This window comes from Acinetobacter sp. Marseille-Q1623, assembly GCF_902809895.1.
Lineage (GTDB): Bacteria > Pseudomonadota > Gammaproteobacteria > Pseudomonadales > Moraxellaceae > Acinetobacter > Acinetobacter piscicola_A.
The window spans coordinates 2,288,560-2,303,279 of the sequence record NZ_CADDWG010000001.1 but is presented as its reverse complement, the minus strand read 5'-3'; the positions used below and the strand labels follow the sequence as shown (position 1 = coordinate 2,303,279).

Annotated in this window: 11 protein-coding genes; 5 read left to right on the top strand and 6 right to left on the bottom strand. The window is 39.0% G+C overall.

Going from position 1 to position 14,720, the window contains the following annotated elements; translation table 11 throughout:
- Positions 1 to 20: 20 nt before the first annotated feature.
- Positions 21 to 470, top strand: coding sequence for a hypothetical protein (locus HUV91_RS11015; protein ID WP_130074308.1), 450 nt, complete (start codon positions 21 to 23; stop codon positions 468 to 470).
- 101 nt (positions 471 to 571) lie between these two features.
- Here HUV91_RS11015 and HUV91_RS11010 read toward each other — a convergent pair whose 3' ends face one another.
- Positions 572 to 2,395: an acyl-CoA dehydrogenase C-terminal domain-containing protein gene (locus tag HUV91_RS11010; RefSeq protein ID WP_130074309.1), complete on the bottom strand. Its 1,824-nt coding sequence runs from the start codon at positions 2,393 to 2,395 to the stop codon at positions 572 to 574.
- 236 nt (positions 2,396 to 2,631) lie between these two features.
- Here HUV91_RS11010 and HUV91_RS11005 point away from each other — a divergent pair, with 236 nt between their 5' ends.
- Positions 2,632 to 4,980 carry a hypothetical protein gene (locus HUV91_RS11005; protein WP_174493393.1) on the top strand — a complete coding sequence of 783 codons (2,349 nt, stop codon included), beginning with the start codon at positions 2,632 to 2,634 and terminating at the stop codon, positions 4,978 to 4,980.
- A 64-nt stretch (positions 4,981 to 5,044) separates the two neighbouring features.
- Here HUV91_RS11005 and aroE read toward each other — a convergent pair whose 3' ends face one another.
- The 4 genes from aroE to ribA form a co-directional block, all read right to left on the bottom strand.
- Entirely contained in the window at positions 5,045 to 5,833 is a 789-nt protein-coding gene (gene aroE, locus HUV91_RS11000; protein WP_174493392.1) for a shikimate dehydrogenase, read from the bottom strand.
- Between the two features lie 99 nt (positions 5,834 to 5,932).
- Complete coding sequence (locus tag HUV91_RS10995) at positions 5,933 to 6,139, bottom strand: hypothetical protein (RefSeq protein WP_130074312.1); 207 nt, start codon at positions 6,137 to 6,139, stop codon at positions 5,933 to 5,935.
- 246 nt (positions 6,140 to 6,385) lie between these two features.
- Positions 6,386 to 7,327 (bottom strand): oxygen-dependent coproporphyrinogen oxidase, encoded by a 942-nt coding sequence (hemF, locus tag HUV91_RS10990; protein WP_174493391.1) that lies wholly within the window; start codon positions 7,325 to 7,327, stop codon positions 6,386 to 6,388.
- Positions 7,328 to 7,745: 418 nt separating this feature from the next.
- On the bottom strand, positions 7,746 to 8,348 hold the full coding sequence (gene ribA / locus HUV91_RS10985) for a GTP cyclohydrolase II (protein WP_130074314.1): 603 nt from the start codon (positions 8,346 to 8,348) through the stop codon (positions 7,746 to 7,748).
- A 317-nt stretch (positions 8,349 to 8,665) separates the two neighbouring features.
- Here ribA and dxs point away from each other — a divergent pair, with 317 nt between their 5' ends.
- Together dxs and HUV91_RS10975 are read left to right on the top strand one after the other, a co-directional pair.
- Positions 8,666 to 10,570 carry a 1-deoxy-D-xylulose-5-phosphate synthase gene (dxs, locus tag HUV91_RS10980; protein WP_174493390.1) on the top strand — a complete coding sequence of 635 codons (1,905 nt, stop codon included), beginning with the start codon at positions 8,666 to 8,668 and terminating at the stop codon, positions 10,568 to 10,570.
- Between the two features lie 140 nt (positions 10,571 to 10,710).
- Entirely contained in the window at positions 10,711 to 11,541 is an 831-nt protein-coding gene (locus HUV91_RS10975; protein WP_174493389.1) for an inositol monophosphatase family protein, read from the top strand.
- A gap of 61 nt (positions 11,542 to 11,602) precedes the next feature.
- Here the strand turns inward: HUV91_RS10975 and HUV91_RS10970 are convergent, their stop codons facing one another.
- Complete coding sequence (locus HUV91_RS10970; RefSeq protein WP_174493388.1) at positions 11,603 to 12,022, bottom strand: zinc ABC transporter substrate-binding protein; 420 nt, start codon at positions 12,020 to 12,022, stop codon at positions 11,603 to 11,605.
- Positions 12,023 to 12,449: 427 nt separating this feature from the next.
- On the opposite strand from HUV91_RS10970, the gene HUV91_RS10965 reads away from it, so the two are divergent.
- Positions 12,450 to 14,321 (top strand): DEAD/DEAH box helicase, encoded by a 1,872-nt coding sequence (locus tag HUV91_RS10965; RefSeq protein WP_130074318.1) that lies wholly within the window; start codon positions 12,450 to 12,452, stop codon positions 14,319 to 14,321.
- The last annotated feature ends 399 nt before the right edge of the window (positions 14,322 to 14,720 follow it).

Here is a 14,720-nt window from a genome sequence, read left to right as displayed (position 1 = left end):
TTAGAAGAAGAGGAATAAGCGTGAAAAAAAATATTGTTAGTGTTTTTTTTATATTGCCGTTTATATCTGTTTTTGCTCAAGCACAAACATTTAAATTAATAGGGGTTGGTCAAGATTATGAAGAGCCGTTATACAGTGGGGAAGCAATTCTTATTGGGCAATATTCTAGAAATTATGAGGATTATACAGTTATGGGTATAGAAAACCCTGTCTGTTTTAATCTTTCACTCAAACAGCTTAAGGCTGCGCCATCTCCTGTAAGTGCCAACTTTTGTTTTAAAAATTCTAGAGAGGCTCATAAGATACTTAATTTACCAATAAATGGTAAAAAAGGTTGTTTATATGAAGGAAATGCAAAGATCAAAATAAAAAACTTTTCATTATATTCTTCTATAGATCCTTCAGTACTAGATATTACCTATTTGGTTTCCGCTAGTGAAGTAAGTAAACCTAAAATAACTTGTGATTAAAGATAATTTTGCAATAGTTTGAATTTTAAATTTCGATGAATACTGAATGAGAAAAAAAAGACCGCCGAAGCGGTCTTTAAAATTTTCAAATGACTGAAAGTTTAGTAATCAAAGCTGAAATGATCTGCTTCAAGCGCCATCATAGTCTTAGATGGATTCACCATAGACTCTGCATGACCTTGTGCACGTGGTAACAATTGTTCAAAGTAGAAATCAGCGACTTTGATTTTTGCTTTATAGAATTCAGGAGTTTCTGAACCTGTACCAGACGCTAATTTTTCAGAAGCAACAGCCGCTTGCTGTGCCCAATAATACGCCATCATTGAATAACCAGAGAACATTAAGAAGTCTACAGAAGCAGAAGAGACGATGTCACGGTCCTTACGTGCAGCAAGCATGATACGTACAGTTAACGCATTCCATTGTGCACAGATCTTGGTGAGATCCCATGCAAAACGGCGCATGTATTTATTACGTGCATGTTGACCACAGAATTTCAGGATTTCACCTGTATATTCACGAACAACTTTACCTTTAGAAGAAAGCAGTACTTTACGACCGATCAAGTCAAGTGCCTGAATCCCCGTTGTCCCTTCATATAAGGTAGAGATACGTGCATCACGTGCGATCTGTTCCATACCATGTTCTTTGATATAACCATGACCACCAAAGACTTGCATACCGTGGTTTGCAGCTTCCAAGCCCATTTCAGTTAAGAAACCTTTGAGGATTGGAGTATAGAAACCAAGTTTGTCATCATATTCATCAAATTTTGCTTGGTCGTTTTGTGCAAGAGCATCAGCCATTTTATCTGCAAGTTGAGCTGCATGATAAATCATTGAACGACCACCTTCAGCAATCGCTTTTTGCGTCAATAACATACGACGTACATCAGCATGGTGAATGATCGGGTCAGCCACTTTTTCAGGCTCTTTTTTACCTGAAAGTGCACGCATAGACATACGATCTTTTGCGTATGGTAAAGCGCCTTGGAAAGAAAGTTCAGCATGCGCTAAACCTTGAACCGCAGTACCAATACGTGCTGTGTTCATGAAGGTAAACATGGCATGTAAACCTTTATTGATTTCACCAATCAAGTAACCTGTTGCTGCATCAAAGTTGAGTACAGCAGTTGCAGAAGCACGGATCCCCATTTTGTGTTCAATCGAACCACAGGTTACAGGATTACGTTCACCTACACCGCCATCCGCAGTTGGGATGAATTTAGGTACGATGAATAACGAAATACCTTTAGTACCCGCAGGTGCATCTGGAAGGCGTGCTAGTACGATGTGAACAATATTTTCAGTTAAATCATGCTCACCTGCAGAGATAAAGATTTTTGTCCCTGTGATTGCATAAGTCCCATCTGCATTTGGCTCAGCCTTAGTTTTTACTTGACCTAAGTCTGTACCACATTGTGGTTCAGTTAAGCACATCGTGCCTGACCAAGTACCCGCCGTAAGGTGAGGCATGTAAGTCGCTTTTTGTTCTTCTGTACCAAATTGCATAATGGTATTCATACAACCCATACTTAAACCTGGGTACATGGTGAATGACCAGTTTGCAGTCCCCATCATTTCAGATTTTACAAGATTAAGAGACATTGGTAAGCCTTGACCACCAAACTCTTCTGGATAAGACAGACCTTGCCAACCACCTTGAATAAATTGTTCATAGGCTTCTTTAAAGCCTTTAGGTGTAGTCACTTCGCCATCTTTAAAATGACAGCCTTCTTCATCACCTGATTGGTTTAAAGGAGAAAGTACATTTTCACAAAAATCGGCTGCACCTTCTAAAATCATATCTACGGTATCGGCATCGGCATTTTCACCGATCGAAAGTGTTTTGTAGTGTGCAGGGTAGTCAAAAACTTCATTCATTAAGAAGCGAATATCACGGAGCGGGGCTTTATATGCTGGCATGTCTTTAATCCTAATTTAAAAATAGTTGTGGATCTTTGATCGATAATTTTATTATTCATAAATCAGATAGAATTACATTGATAATTGTCAATAAATAAAATGTCAGAAAGGCTAATTTGTTATAAATAATGCAGGTCATTTAGCTAATTATTTGCTATAGTTTTAATCACTTTTTAAAATATTATTTTAAATATTGCTATTGGTAATTATAATTATTCAAGGTGTTAGACAATCTTATGCGATTAAAATATTTAACTTTAAGTCTTTTTAGTTTGAGTTTGGGTGCATGTTCATCTCATGTCATTAAAACCAATCCTAACCAATCAGATATAACGTCATCTATACGTGCAACACAGGCGTTAAACGCAATTTATGAGTATCCAAGTTTTGATTATTCAGGTCAGGTCAAGGTCAATTTAGCTCAAAGTCAGGATGTAAAAACAAACACTTATGCCAATCCAGAGTTAAGTTTAGATGCTGAGATTAAAAGAAAATTAGATCAGTATTTAAAAGCACAACAGATCAAATTAACACATGAAGATCAGCAAGCTTTATATCAAAGTCTTGCTAAGCAAGATGTATCCTCCCTGTCGGATGTATTGGGGAAAGGTTCAAGTTTTGTTGAAAGTATGCTGAATGATTTAAATATTCAGTATGACGGGACAGTCAATTATCGGCAAAAAATAGCGTCACTTAATCTGTCATCGCAGTATAAAAAACCGAACTTATTGGTTGCAGTACGAATTCCGACAGTGATTGATTTTAGTGATTATAAATTTTATACCCAAATTTTTTCATTGATGCCTTATTTGGCAAATCCACAAGATCAAGATAAGTATGCTTATTTAGATTTTTCAAAATATAAAGATCAAATTTCGAAAGTAAACAATAAGGCACTGATTGAATTTTTAAAACAATCAAGTGCAACAAGTTATGTTTTGGCTGACCCAAGGCAAGTACAAAATCTACGTGTGAGTGCGGCTGAAAAGCAGCAAGGGATTGTTGAAAAAATTCGTTTAAATGGCAGTGTTGAAGAGTTTTTCTTACAGGCAAGTTTATATGGCACGGTCAATCGTGATTATTTAATGCATGCTGTCTTTGGCATAGATGCAGCAGCGGCAGAACAGTCAGCAATTGAAAACTTAGCTGCACAAGCGGTTGCGGAAGCAGAGGCTGAGCATGCGGCAGAAGAGGAGCGTGATGAAGCCACTGCTGCGATGTATAAACTCTATGAAGCAGTGAATAAAACGGTTTTAGATATTTCTGATGAAGATGACGACATCGCAACAGCAGAAACAGCAACAGCAGCGGCTGATGCTGCGGTAGCGGCTGCAATGGATGCAACAGCTGCAGATGCGACGGCGAGTAGTGAAGAAGATGAGGAAGCATCAGCACAAACAGATGAGGAATCTGAAGAAGGTGTATTATTGACTTCACAACAATGTGAAGATTTAACACAAAATAAAACAAACTTACGAATCGGTGATGTGACTTATTGTCAGTATGCTTATGACATAGATGTCTTTGAAGCGACTTCAGCACCGTCCTTGGTCGAAATGCAGTTATCTGAAAAGAATAAGGCATTAACTGAAAAATTTGCATCATTGGGTTCAAAAGATGAATTGGTTACTGCACAGCAATTTAAGCAATTGTGGCTAGAGAATCAAAAAGATATTGATGCCGTTTTAGTTTCGCAAGAAAAGCGTAACCCTTTTATTATAGATGTTTCACTTGATGAAAAGGGACGCATGGTCAAAGCAGACTATGATTTAAACTATGACTTAGATGATTTTCAACGTAAATTAAATGTCAAATTCGATATGCAGTTTAAAAATTATGGCAATGCGAGCAAAATCGATCGTCAAAGTTTAAATCAAGCGAAGTCATTCCAAGAGGTCTTTAAAGGCAGCCCAATGCAAAAATTGTTTGGCGGCTTTGGAAAAGCCTCAGAAGATGAAGGTAAAGTCATTGATTTCTCTGACTCATTACAGCAGTTAGCCAATAAAGTTTATCAACAAACACAGTCTTATGAAAAAACCTATAAGGCCGTATTTATTGCCAAACTCACGCATGATTCAGCACAAATTGTAAAACAGTATTCTGCACAAGATTTACAAGAGATTGCTGCTGTATATGCTTATTCTTACAGTGATGAAGATATTTACAATCCGAAAGGGCAAGCTTTAAAACACATTGAGGCTTTAAAGAAAAAGCATCATTTAGAAGAAGATGAGCAGTTTGACCATGATTTAGGTAATGATGTTGATGATGTTGTGGTTGCAGCAATGACGGCACAAAAAAGCGTGATTGAAATGCAGCAATTGTTGAAGAAATACAAGACCGCAGAAGCCGTATTTGCACATTATTATGCAGAAAAATTTGAGCAAGAAAATGGTCTTGAGGCATTGCAACAAGATGAGTTTAAGAAAACGGTAAAGACGCTGGGTAAAGCCTATGTGGCATTGAAAAATAATAAGTTTAAAGACAATGTTATTGCAAATTTAACTGAGAATTCAGTGGAATTTATTGATTATGCACTATTTAAAGAAACCTACATTGCCTTGAGCGATGCAAATTTAAAATAAAATTTTAAATGCTGTAAAAAGAACCTCTACGGAGGTTCTTTTTATTAAAAATCCAAACAATTTTTTAGAGAAAATCTTTAATATTCGGCTTCACCCCATGCCAAATATAAAATGCTTCTACGGCTTGACCAACCAACATGCCAAAACCTTCAGAAGTTGCGACACCACGTGCTTTGGCTTGGTCTAAAAAGCTTGAAGCTTTGCCATATGCCATTTCATAAGCTGCATTAAACTGTAAACTTTCTGGTAAAACCAAAGCATCACCAGAAAGGCTTGCTGAGGTTGCATTGATGACAATGTCAAATTGTCCATTGAGATCATCTAAAGCGCAGGCAGATAATGTTGCCTCAGGAACTGCATCTTGTAGATCAGCAATTAATTGCTCAGCACGTGCAAGAGTACGATTGGCAATGACTATTTTTTTTACACCAGCTTGTACCAATGGATAAATCACGCCACGGGTCGCACCACCTGCACCAATGATTAAAATTGAGGTCTGGTCTAATGTCCAATCGAGTGCCTGAATGGCTTCGACTAGACCTTGTCCATCCGTGTTGTCGCCATGCAATTCGCCATTTTCCATCCATAAAGTATTGACGGCTTTCGCAATTTTTGCACGTTCAGAAAGATGCTGACATAAGGCAAAAGCTTGTTCTTTAAATGGTACAGTGACATTCATGCCTTTGCCATGATCTGCAAAAAAAGCCTGAACACTGTCTTCAAAACCATCTAAAGGCGCAAAACGTTTGACATAATCGAGTGCAATTCCTGTTTTTTCAGCAAAAGCATGATGAAGTTCAGGGGAGCGAGATTGTTCGATAGGATTACCAATAACGGCAAACTGTTTGCGCATGTTGCAACATCCTTGGGCTAAAATGAGGGCTTAATATACGTCAAAAATGCATTGCTCTAAAGCCTAAATCTCAACAAGAACATTGAAAAGACTAAAAAATTATGGGTTACAAATATCTCGAATCGTGTTCATAAAAATATAAGACATATTTAAACATAAACCGATAATTGCAAAGAACATTAAGCTAAAACCAAAATGATCATTCAAGGGCTTTTCAGAAAAAATCACTGTGCTGATCGCACTCATGAGGGCAATAAAAAGTATGCAAAATACCGCACAGTTAAGGTTAATACGTTTTGTCTGCATCTCAACTTCCTGAGTGTAGGGCATACAAAATAGCAAATAAAAATTGATTTTGCTGTCCATGTCGTGGGATTAGGTGGGAGTTTTAGTGTACGCCATTTCAGCATGAAAAGATGGCAAAGGCGTAGTGAAAGTGTGACAAACTATGTGGGTATGCGTGTGTTTTGTAAGAATCAAATCAAAAATAGAGCGCATTAAAAGCATAAACAGAAACCCTAAAGAGATTTCTGTTTATATTTGGCATCAAAATTATTTTAATTCAGCAAGCCAATCTTTAGGTTTTAAATAATAGTCGGTTAAGCGTTTTTCTGCAGAATCTTCATCCCATTCGGGACGATACGACCATGCTGCAAGCGGTGGCATACTGACGAGAATCGACTCAATGCGGCCACCTGTTTGTAAGCCGAACAGTGTTCCACGGTCATACACTAAATTATATTCAACATAGCGACCACGGCGATACAATTGGAAATCACGTTGCGCTTTGGTAAATGGTTGATTTTGACGTTTTTGGAAAATAGGTAAGATTGCTTCTAAATAACCATTCCCGACCGCTTGGATATATTCAAAACATTTCTCGAAATCCCATTGATTTAAGTCATCGAAGAATAATCCACCTACACCACGTTGCTCATCACGATGTTTTAAATAGAAATAGTCATCACACCATTTTTTATGTTCAGCATACACATTTTCACCAAAAGGGGCGCATAGATCAGAGGCTTTTTGATGCCACGCTAAAACATCTTCATCGTTGGGATAAAATGGCGTTAAGTCAAAACCACCACCAAACCACCAAATCGGATCTTGTCCTTCAGGTTCAGCGACAAATAAACGTACATTGGCATGAGAGGTTGGGACATTTGGATTTTTAGGATGAATCACTAAAGACACACCGAGTGCTTGGGCTTTTGCACCTGCAATGTGTGGATGGCGTTCTGTTGCAGAAGCAGGTAGTTTTGAAATGTTAATGTGTGAGAACATCACACCGCCTTTTTCAATTACCGTACCATTTTGTAAAACACGTGAACGACCACCGCCACCTTCTGGACGTTCCCATTCATCGATTTCAAATGTTGCTGTACCACCGCTTTCAAGTTCACGAGTTTCTAAGCCTGCACAGATACGGGCTTGTAAGTCGAGGAGAAATTCACGGACACGCTGAATATCAGCTGAAGTTGGATTCTGCATGATGACCCTCATTGGGAAGATTTGAATTCAAAAAATGCTGTATTGAGTATATAAAAACACAAAACCATAAAAAAAGTAAGGCTTTTGACTGATTTCTTTTTTGTCGTGTGGGTCAGTGAAATAAATAGCGAATTTAACATAAATTTTATATGCATCATGCATACAGTTTAAGCATTTGTTTTGATGTTATTTCATTTCTGTAACGCTGATGTTTTATAGATGAAAAGTCATTTACTCAATCACAGCGTGTTATTTAAATGCTATTAATATCTCAACGAATTGTTTTAGTTTTGGTATTGCGATATTCACTCGCTGACTCATCGTCAAATAAAAAGTTAGGAAGCAAATAAAATGGAAGTGAATTTTATTTGCTTAATCTCTAATTTTTAAATGAAATGGCTTTTAAAGTCGCCAGTAGTTAAAAATCATCTTTATCATACATATGTGACATACGATCATGTTTGGTTTTTAAATAATCTGCATTAAATTCATTTAAGCCTACGGTCAAGGGCACACGATCAATCACATCAATGCCAAGATCAGTCAACGCCTTTAATTTCAACGGATTATTGGTAATGAGTTTGACGTGTTTAACCTGTAAATGATCGAGCATGATGCTACACATTTCATAAGTCCGTGCATCGGCAGGTAGATTTAACAGCAAGTTGGCATCTACAGTGTCATGTCCTTGATCTTGCAAAGCATAAGCACGGATTTTATTGGTCAAACCAATACCACGACCTTCCTGACGTAAATATAAAATCACGCCTTGACCTGCGTCATTCATCATTTTCATGGTGTTATGCAGTTGTGGGCCACAATCACATTTTAAAGAACCGAAGGCATCGCCTGTTAAACATTCGGAATGAATACGAACTAAAACGGGTTCAGAAGGCGCATTTTCCAAACCTTTAGAAAGAGCAACATGCTCTTCGCCCGTCTGAGGATCCTGAAATACAGAAATTTTAAAATCACCATAAGCTGTAGGTAATTTTGAAGTGGCAACAAACGCTATTGGCACAGAATTTTCCATTTTTTGTTTAGAAATTGACTAAAGTATAGCGTAATGCTTGGACATTGGTAGAATTGTCAAACAAGTTTTTATAGATAACTTTGCGATAAAATTTTCTTTTTTGTATAAAGCAGACAATAATAGTTGATCTAGAGATAGATTATTCAGGATAATCACGATCATGAACATACTTGCATCATTGGATTGAATTCAATGACGCATCATTATAAATGTGGCTGATCGAATGTGATATGATTCGATTTCTCAATCATGCTAACCCGTGTACCTCGCTTAGATTTGCCAGGCTTTAGAAGGCTTTGCCACATATGTTGTATACTGAAATACCTAGTCAACGTCCTGTAACGCCATTGTTGGATGGGATCCATTATCCTCAACAATTACGTCAACTTGAGCAAAGCCAATTGGCACAGGTCGCAGACGAATTGCGTCAATTTATTTTGTATGCTGCTGGTCAAAGTGGCGGGCATTTTGGTGCAAATTTGGGTGTAATCGAGTTGTCGGTTGCACTACATTATTGTTTTGAAACACCGAAAGACCGTTTAGTTTGGGATGTAGGGCATCAAGCCTATCCACATAAAGCCTTAACAGGTCGCCGTGAACAACTGACGACAATTCGCTCTAAAGATGGTTTAGCCGCTTTTCCTGCACGTGAAGAATCTGAATTTGACACCTTTGGTGTCGGTCATTCATCCACTGCTATTTCAGCAGGCTTGGGGATGGCTTTGGCGAGTCGTTATCAAAAAGAAGCTCGCGAAGTGGTTGCTATTGTCGGTGATGGTGCAATGACGGCAGGAATGGCTTTTGAAGCCATGAATGATGCGGTTGCCCACAATGCAGATTTGATGGTGGTCTTGAACGACAATGATATGTCAATTTCCCAAAGCACAGGTGGTTTTGCAAAGCACCTTGCTTCAATTTGGGAACAGGGTCAGTTCATTAATATTGATGAACACGGCCAGGCATTTGTGCAAGACTGTCCTGAATGGGATTACAACTCACGTTTGCATGAATCTGCAACAGATGCAGCCGATAACTTATTTAAAGCCATTGGATTTGACTATTTTGGACCGTTTGATGGTCATGATGTCGAACAATTGGTACAAGTGTTTAATGCACTGAAAAAACGTAAAGGTCCTCGTCTAATTCACATCTATACAGTGAAAGGTAAAGGCTTTGCACCTGCGGAAGCAGATCAAATTAAATATCATGCAATTAGTAAAATAAATACAGCACCCTCTAAAACCACTGCACCAAAGTACTCAGATGTATTTGGGCAATGGTTATGTGATGAAGCTGCCCAAGATGACAAATTACTCGCCATCACACCAGCAATGTGTGAAGGTTCAGGCATGGTCAAGTTCGCACAACAATTTCCTGAACGTTATTTTGATGTTGCGATTGCAGAACAGCATGCTGTGACTTTGGCAGCAGGTATGGCATGTGAAGGTTTAAAACCCGTTGTTGCAATTTATTCAACGTTCTTACAACGTGGTTATGACCAGTTGATTCATGATGTAGCGTTGCAAAATTTGGATGTGACGTTTGGCATCGACCGTGCTGGATTGGTGGGTGAAGATGGCCCTACACATGCAGGCGCATATGATTATGCCTATATGCGCACTGTACCAAATATGGTGATCATGGCACCAAAAGACGAAAATGAATGTCGTCAAATGTTGCATACAGCCTATCTATACAAAGGTCCGACAGCAGTTCGTTACCCACGTGGGAATGGCTTAGGTGTCGAGATTCAACAACAACTCACTGAACTTGAAATTGGTAAAGCTGAAATTGTTGCTGAGTTTAATACCGAGCATGAAGGAGGCATTAGCATCCTTGCTTTTGGTAGTCGTGTTCAGCCTGCAATTGAATCTGCAAAACAACTTGCTACTCAGTTGCATATCGCAGTTCGCGTGGTGAATATGCGTTTTGTAAAACCATTGGATGAACAAATCATTTGTGACTTAGCGGATAAAACTCATTTATTTGTCACTGTAGAAGAACATGCGGTAATGGCGGGTGCGGGGAGTGCCGTCAATGAGTTCCTTGCTCAAGCACAAATTGTTAAACCTATTTTGAATTTAGGTCTACCTGATGAGTTCTTACCTCAAGCGACGCATGCTGAAATGTTGCAAGATTGTGGTTTGGATGCCAACGGCATTCAGCACTCAATTGAACAGGCTTGGTTAAAGCTTACGCAACCTGTTTAAAATATGATAGATTTTTTCTAAATTTGAAAATGTAAAATTTTAGAAACAAAATTTCCCCAAAAGCGTCGATATTTGTTAAAATGTCGGCGCTTTTATGCATTATTCTTTATCAGTATCTTCAAATTTGTAGTGGGTGTTCAATGGAACCTATGGTGGTGATGGCTGCGCGTGCGGCTCAATTAGTTGGTCAAGAGCTTTTAAAAGCGCATCAAAATCGTCATAAACTCGATCTACAAGTCGAAGAAAAAGGTATTGATGGTCCTGTGACTCGTGTAGATCGTTACATCGAGCAATTGACGATTGATACTCTTCGTAAAAGTTATAAAAATCATAGCTTCCTTGGTGAAGAGTTTGGTATGCAAGAAGGTAAAGGTCACGATGCCGATTGGTGTTGGGTGATCGATCCGCTTGATGGTACTTTAAACTTTATCAATGGCTTCCCTCATTTCTGTGTCTCTATCGCAGTTCAACATAAAGGAATTACTCAACACGGTGTTATTTATGACCCTGTGAAAGATGAGCTATTCTCTGCAAGCCGTGGTCGCGGTGCAATGTTGAACCAACGCCGTATCCGTGTAAACGTGAAAGACAGCCTTGAAAATACGTTCATGGGCGTAGGTCATGCTTACCGTAAAATTCGTAATGGTGAAGTGGTTTCTTATGCGAAAAACCATTTTGAATCATTGTTAAACGTAACTGAAGCAGGCGCGCAATACCGCCGTGCAGGTTCTGCTGCATTGGATTTAGCTTATGTTGCTGCTGGTCGTTTAGATGGTTACTTTGAACTTGGTTTGAAACCTTGGGATATCGCAGCAGGCGAGTTGATCGTGAAAGAAGCGGGCGGTACAGTGGTTGATGCGCGTGGTGGTTCTGATTCTATGGAAAACGGTCAAGTGATCGCATGTTCGATGAAAATGTTAAAACCACTGATGCAACAAGTTGTTCCTGCTTGGGGTGAAGCTGCGAAGTAATTTATGCTTTTGTAGTTTGAGTTTTGAAAAGCCTTCATGTGAATGAGGGCTTTTTTTATGCCTATTTCATTTTTTGAGTAGCAAGATAAGTCTGAATAAGTTCAATATCGTGAAGGTCTTTCTCTCTTCTATAACTTTGCTTTAACTGCATCAATGTTTGTAAATTAATAAATTGTATTTGATTGAAAATGTCTGCATTTTCAAATAGTTGAGATGTAGTTCGTTGGAAATCGTCAGTATTTACATCAAGATAAACTTCAACGAAATCTTTATAGAGTTTTGGTTTGCCGTTTGGGCGAATTGTATAACTCCATTTATTATCATTTTTAAGTTTTTCAAATAATTCAGCGGTTACGACAATATCAAGGTCAGAAGTTTCTCGAAGATTCCTGATGACTAAAGCACCTCCACCAACAATAATAAAGTCGGTGTTTGGAAATTCTAGCTTTTGTATCTCATTGAGTAATTCTTGTTTATTCATTTAGAAAACTCATCGATAGGGTTATTTTTAATGAGTATAAAGGCTTTATGTAGATAATGTTTATTGCTAATGTTATGAGGATGGGTAGAGGGGATATTTTTCACAGGAAAAAACAATAAAACTTCGTGACATTATTTTAAATTCTGCTATACTCCGCCCACGCACTAAATTTCGTTCATTACCTGAACATTCTCTTCTATATTGTGTATGCGCGTCCGGTCCAAGAGAGGACAATATTTCGCGCCCCACCCAATCGCTTAAGCGATTCCTTCAGGTTGCGGCTGTAATCAAATGTGCGTTATACGCATCGTCGTTCTCGGATCGCCGCTGATTCTATATTTTCAGCGATAATTGCTGTGCCGCTTTTTGCCGATGTCCATCAGACCATATTTTTAATGGAGCACCCACATTCGGGGTGAATATCTCTATGAGCAAAACTTTTGCTGATTTTCCTTTAGACGAGTCATTACATAAAGCACTCGAATCTCTTGGTTTTACTACACCTACTCCTGTTCAAGAACAATCAATTCCAGCGGCTTTAGAAGGTAAAGATCTTTTAGTATCTAGCCAAACGGGTTCTGGTAAAACTGCTGCATTCTTACTGCCTACATTAAACGCTTTAGCAGGACAAGACACTTTTGTTCCTTTTAAAGAACGTATGAAAGCAGTAACACAACCAAATATTTTGGTGATCTCTCCAACGCGTGAACTTGCACAACAAGTATGTCAAGACGCAATTGCATTTGTACGTCACATGAAAGGTGTTCGTATTGCTGCGATCATGGGTGGTATGCCATTTGGTAAACAAATCCAACAATTAAAAGGTGCGCAAGTTGTTGTTGCGACTCCGGGTCGTTTACTTGACCTTGTAAACCGTCGTCAAATCAAACTTGATAAAGTTGATTCTTTAATTGTGGATGAAGCTGACCGTATGCTGGATTTAGGTTTCTCTGAAGACCTAGAAGCAATTAGCGACTTAGCTGCTAACCGTAAACAAACATTAATGTTCTCTGCAACATTTGCACCACGTATCATTAACCTTGCTGAACGCATGATGAATGATCCTGAACGTATTGCAATTGAAACAGGTCATTCTACCAATACTGACATTACCCAAACTTTACATTGGACTGATGGTTTTGAGCATAAGAAAAAATTGCTTACCCATTGGTTAAATGAAGAAGATTTGGATCAAGCCGTTGTATTTGCGTCTACACAAGAAGACACAGACATGCTTGCTGAAGAGTTAACAGAAGCGGGTTTATCTGTTGTTGCGCTTCATGGTGCAATGCCACAAACGGTACGTAACCGTCGTTTACGTTCAATCCGTGAAGGTCGTGCAAAAATCTTAGTTGCAACTGATGTAGCAGCACGTGGTTTAGACGTACCAACGATTTCTCACGTGATCAACTTCGGTCTTCCAATGAAAAACGAAGACTATGTACACCGTATTGGTCGTACAGGTCGTGCAGGTCGTACAGGTAAAGCGATTACTTTGGCGACTTATCGTGAGCGTGGCAAAATTCGTGCTTTAGAAGACTATTTAGAAACTCGTTTAGATGTTTCTGAAATTGAAGGTTTAGAGCCATCTCCACCGCCTGCACGCGGTAGCCGTGATGGTCGTGGTCGCAATGGTGGCGGTCGTCGTGATGGTGGTCGTGGCTTTGGTAGCGGTCGTGGTCGTGATGGCGGTCGCCGTTTTGAAGGCGAATCTAACTTTAAACGCCGTGAAGGTGGTGAAGACCGTCCACGTCGTAGCTTCGATGATAAACCACGTGGTGATCGTCCATCTTATGGCGAAGATCGTCCAAAACGTTCATTCGGTGGTGAAGACCGTCCACGTCGCGAGTTCAACAACGATCGTCCACGCCGTGAAGGTGGTTTTGAAGACCGCCCACGTCGCGAGTTCAGCAATGATCGCCCACGTCGTGAAGGTGGTTTTGAAGACCGTCCACGTCGTGAGTTCAATAATGATCGTCCACGTCGTGAAGGTGGTTTTGAAGACCGTCCACGTCGCGAGTTCAGCAATGATCGCCCACGTCGTGAAGGTGGTTTCAATGATAAACCACGTTTTGACTCAAATGATGACAACCGTGGTAATCGTGTAGATTACAAACCACGTCGTGAAGGTAGCTTCGGTGATCGTCCTAAGCGTTCATTTGGTGAAGATCGTCCACGTCGTGAGTTTAATGGTGATCGTCCACAACGCTCTTTCGGTGATGACCGTCCTAAGCGTTCATTCGGTGAAGATCAACCACGTCGTGAAGGTGGTGATCGTCGTCGTAAATTTAACGACTAAGACCTATAGATCTAAAAACCAGCATTTATGCTGGTTTTTTTATGTCTATTTCTTTTGCTTTTATTTTAATATTTGTGATTCTTATCACATTTATGCTATGGTATGACAAATTCACCGCTAGGTCAGTATTGTGATTAAAGAAAGTTATGGGGAAATTATGTTATATATTTTTTCGATTCTATTGATTTCCAACATTGTGTATTTTATTTATAGTAGTTTGGTTTAAATAACCATAAATACTTTGAATGAGTGAAAGAATAAATAAAATCTCATTGCAATGTTCTTATAAAAATATCGTTTCCAAATTCTTATTTGAAAAATACAATACGTTCTTTATCTTTAATTACAACAAAAAATTTGATTTCAGCGTATAGTATGCGAGCTGATGAATGCAGGAAA

Bases quoted from the DNA above. Each gene is read 5' to 3' on its own strand.
- HUV91_RS10965 (WP_130074318.1), top strand. From the start codon at position 12,450: ATGAGCAAAACTTTTGCTGATTTTCCTTTAGACGAGTCATTACATAAA.
- HUV91_RS11005 (WP_174493393.1), top strand. From the start codon at position 2,632: ATGCGATTAAAATATTTAACTTTAAGTCTTTTTAGTTTGAGTTTGGGT.
- HUV91_RS10975 (WP_174493389.1), top strand. From the start codon at position 10,711: ATGGAACCTATGGTGGTGATGGCTGCGCGTGCGGCTCAATTAGTTGGT.
- HUV91_RS11010 (WP_130074309.1), bottom strand. From the start codon at position 2,395: ATGCCAGCATATAAAGCCCCGCTCCGTGATATTCGCTTCTTAATGAAT.
- HUV91_RS10970 (WP_174493388.1), bottom strand. From the start codon at position 12,022: ATGAATAAACAAGAATTACTCAATGAGATACAAAAGCTAGAATTTCCA.
- hemF (WP_174493391.1), bottom strand. From the start codon at position 7,327: ATGCAGAATCCAACTTCAGCTGATATTCAGCGTGTCCGTGAATTTCTC.
- dxs (WP_174493390.1), top strand. From the start codon at position 8,666: ATGTTGTATACTGAAATACCTAGTCAACGTCCTGTAACGCCATTGTTG.
- HUV91_RS10995 (WP_130074312.1), bottom strand. From the start codon at position 6,139: ATGCAGACAAAACGTATTAACCTTAACTGTGCGGTATTTTGCATACTT.
- aroE (WP_174493392.1), bottom strand. From the start codon at position 5,833: ATGCGCAAACAGTTTGCCGTTATTGGTAATCCTATCGAACAATCTCGC.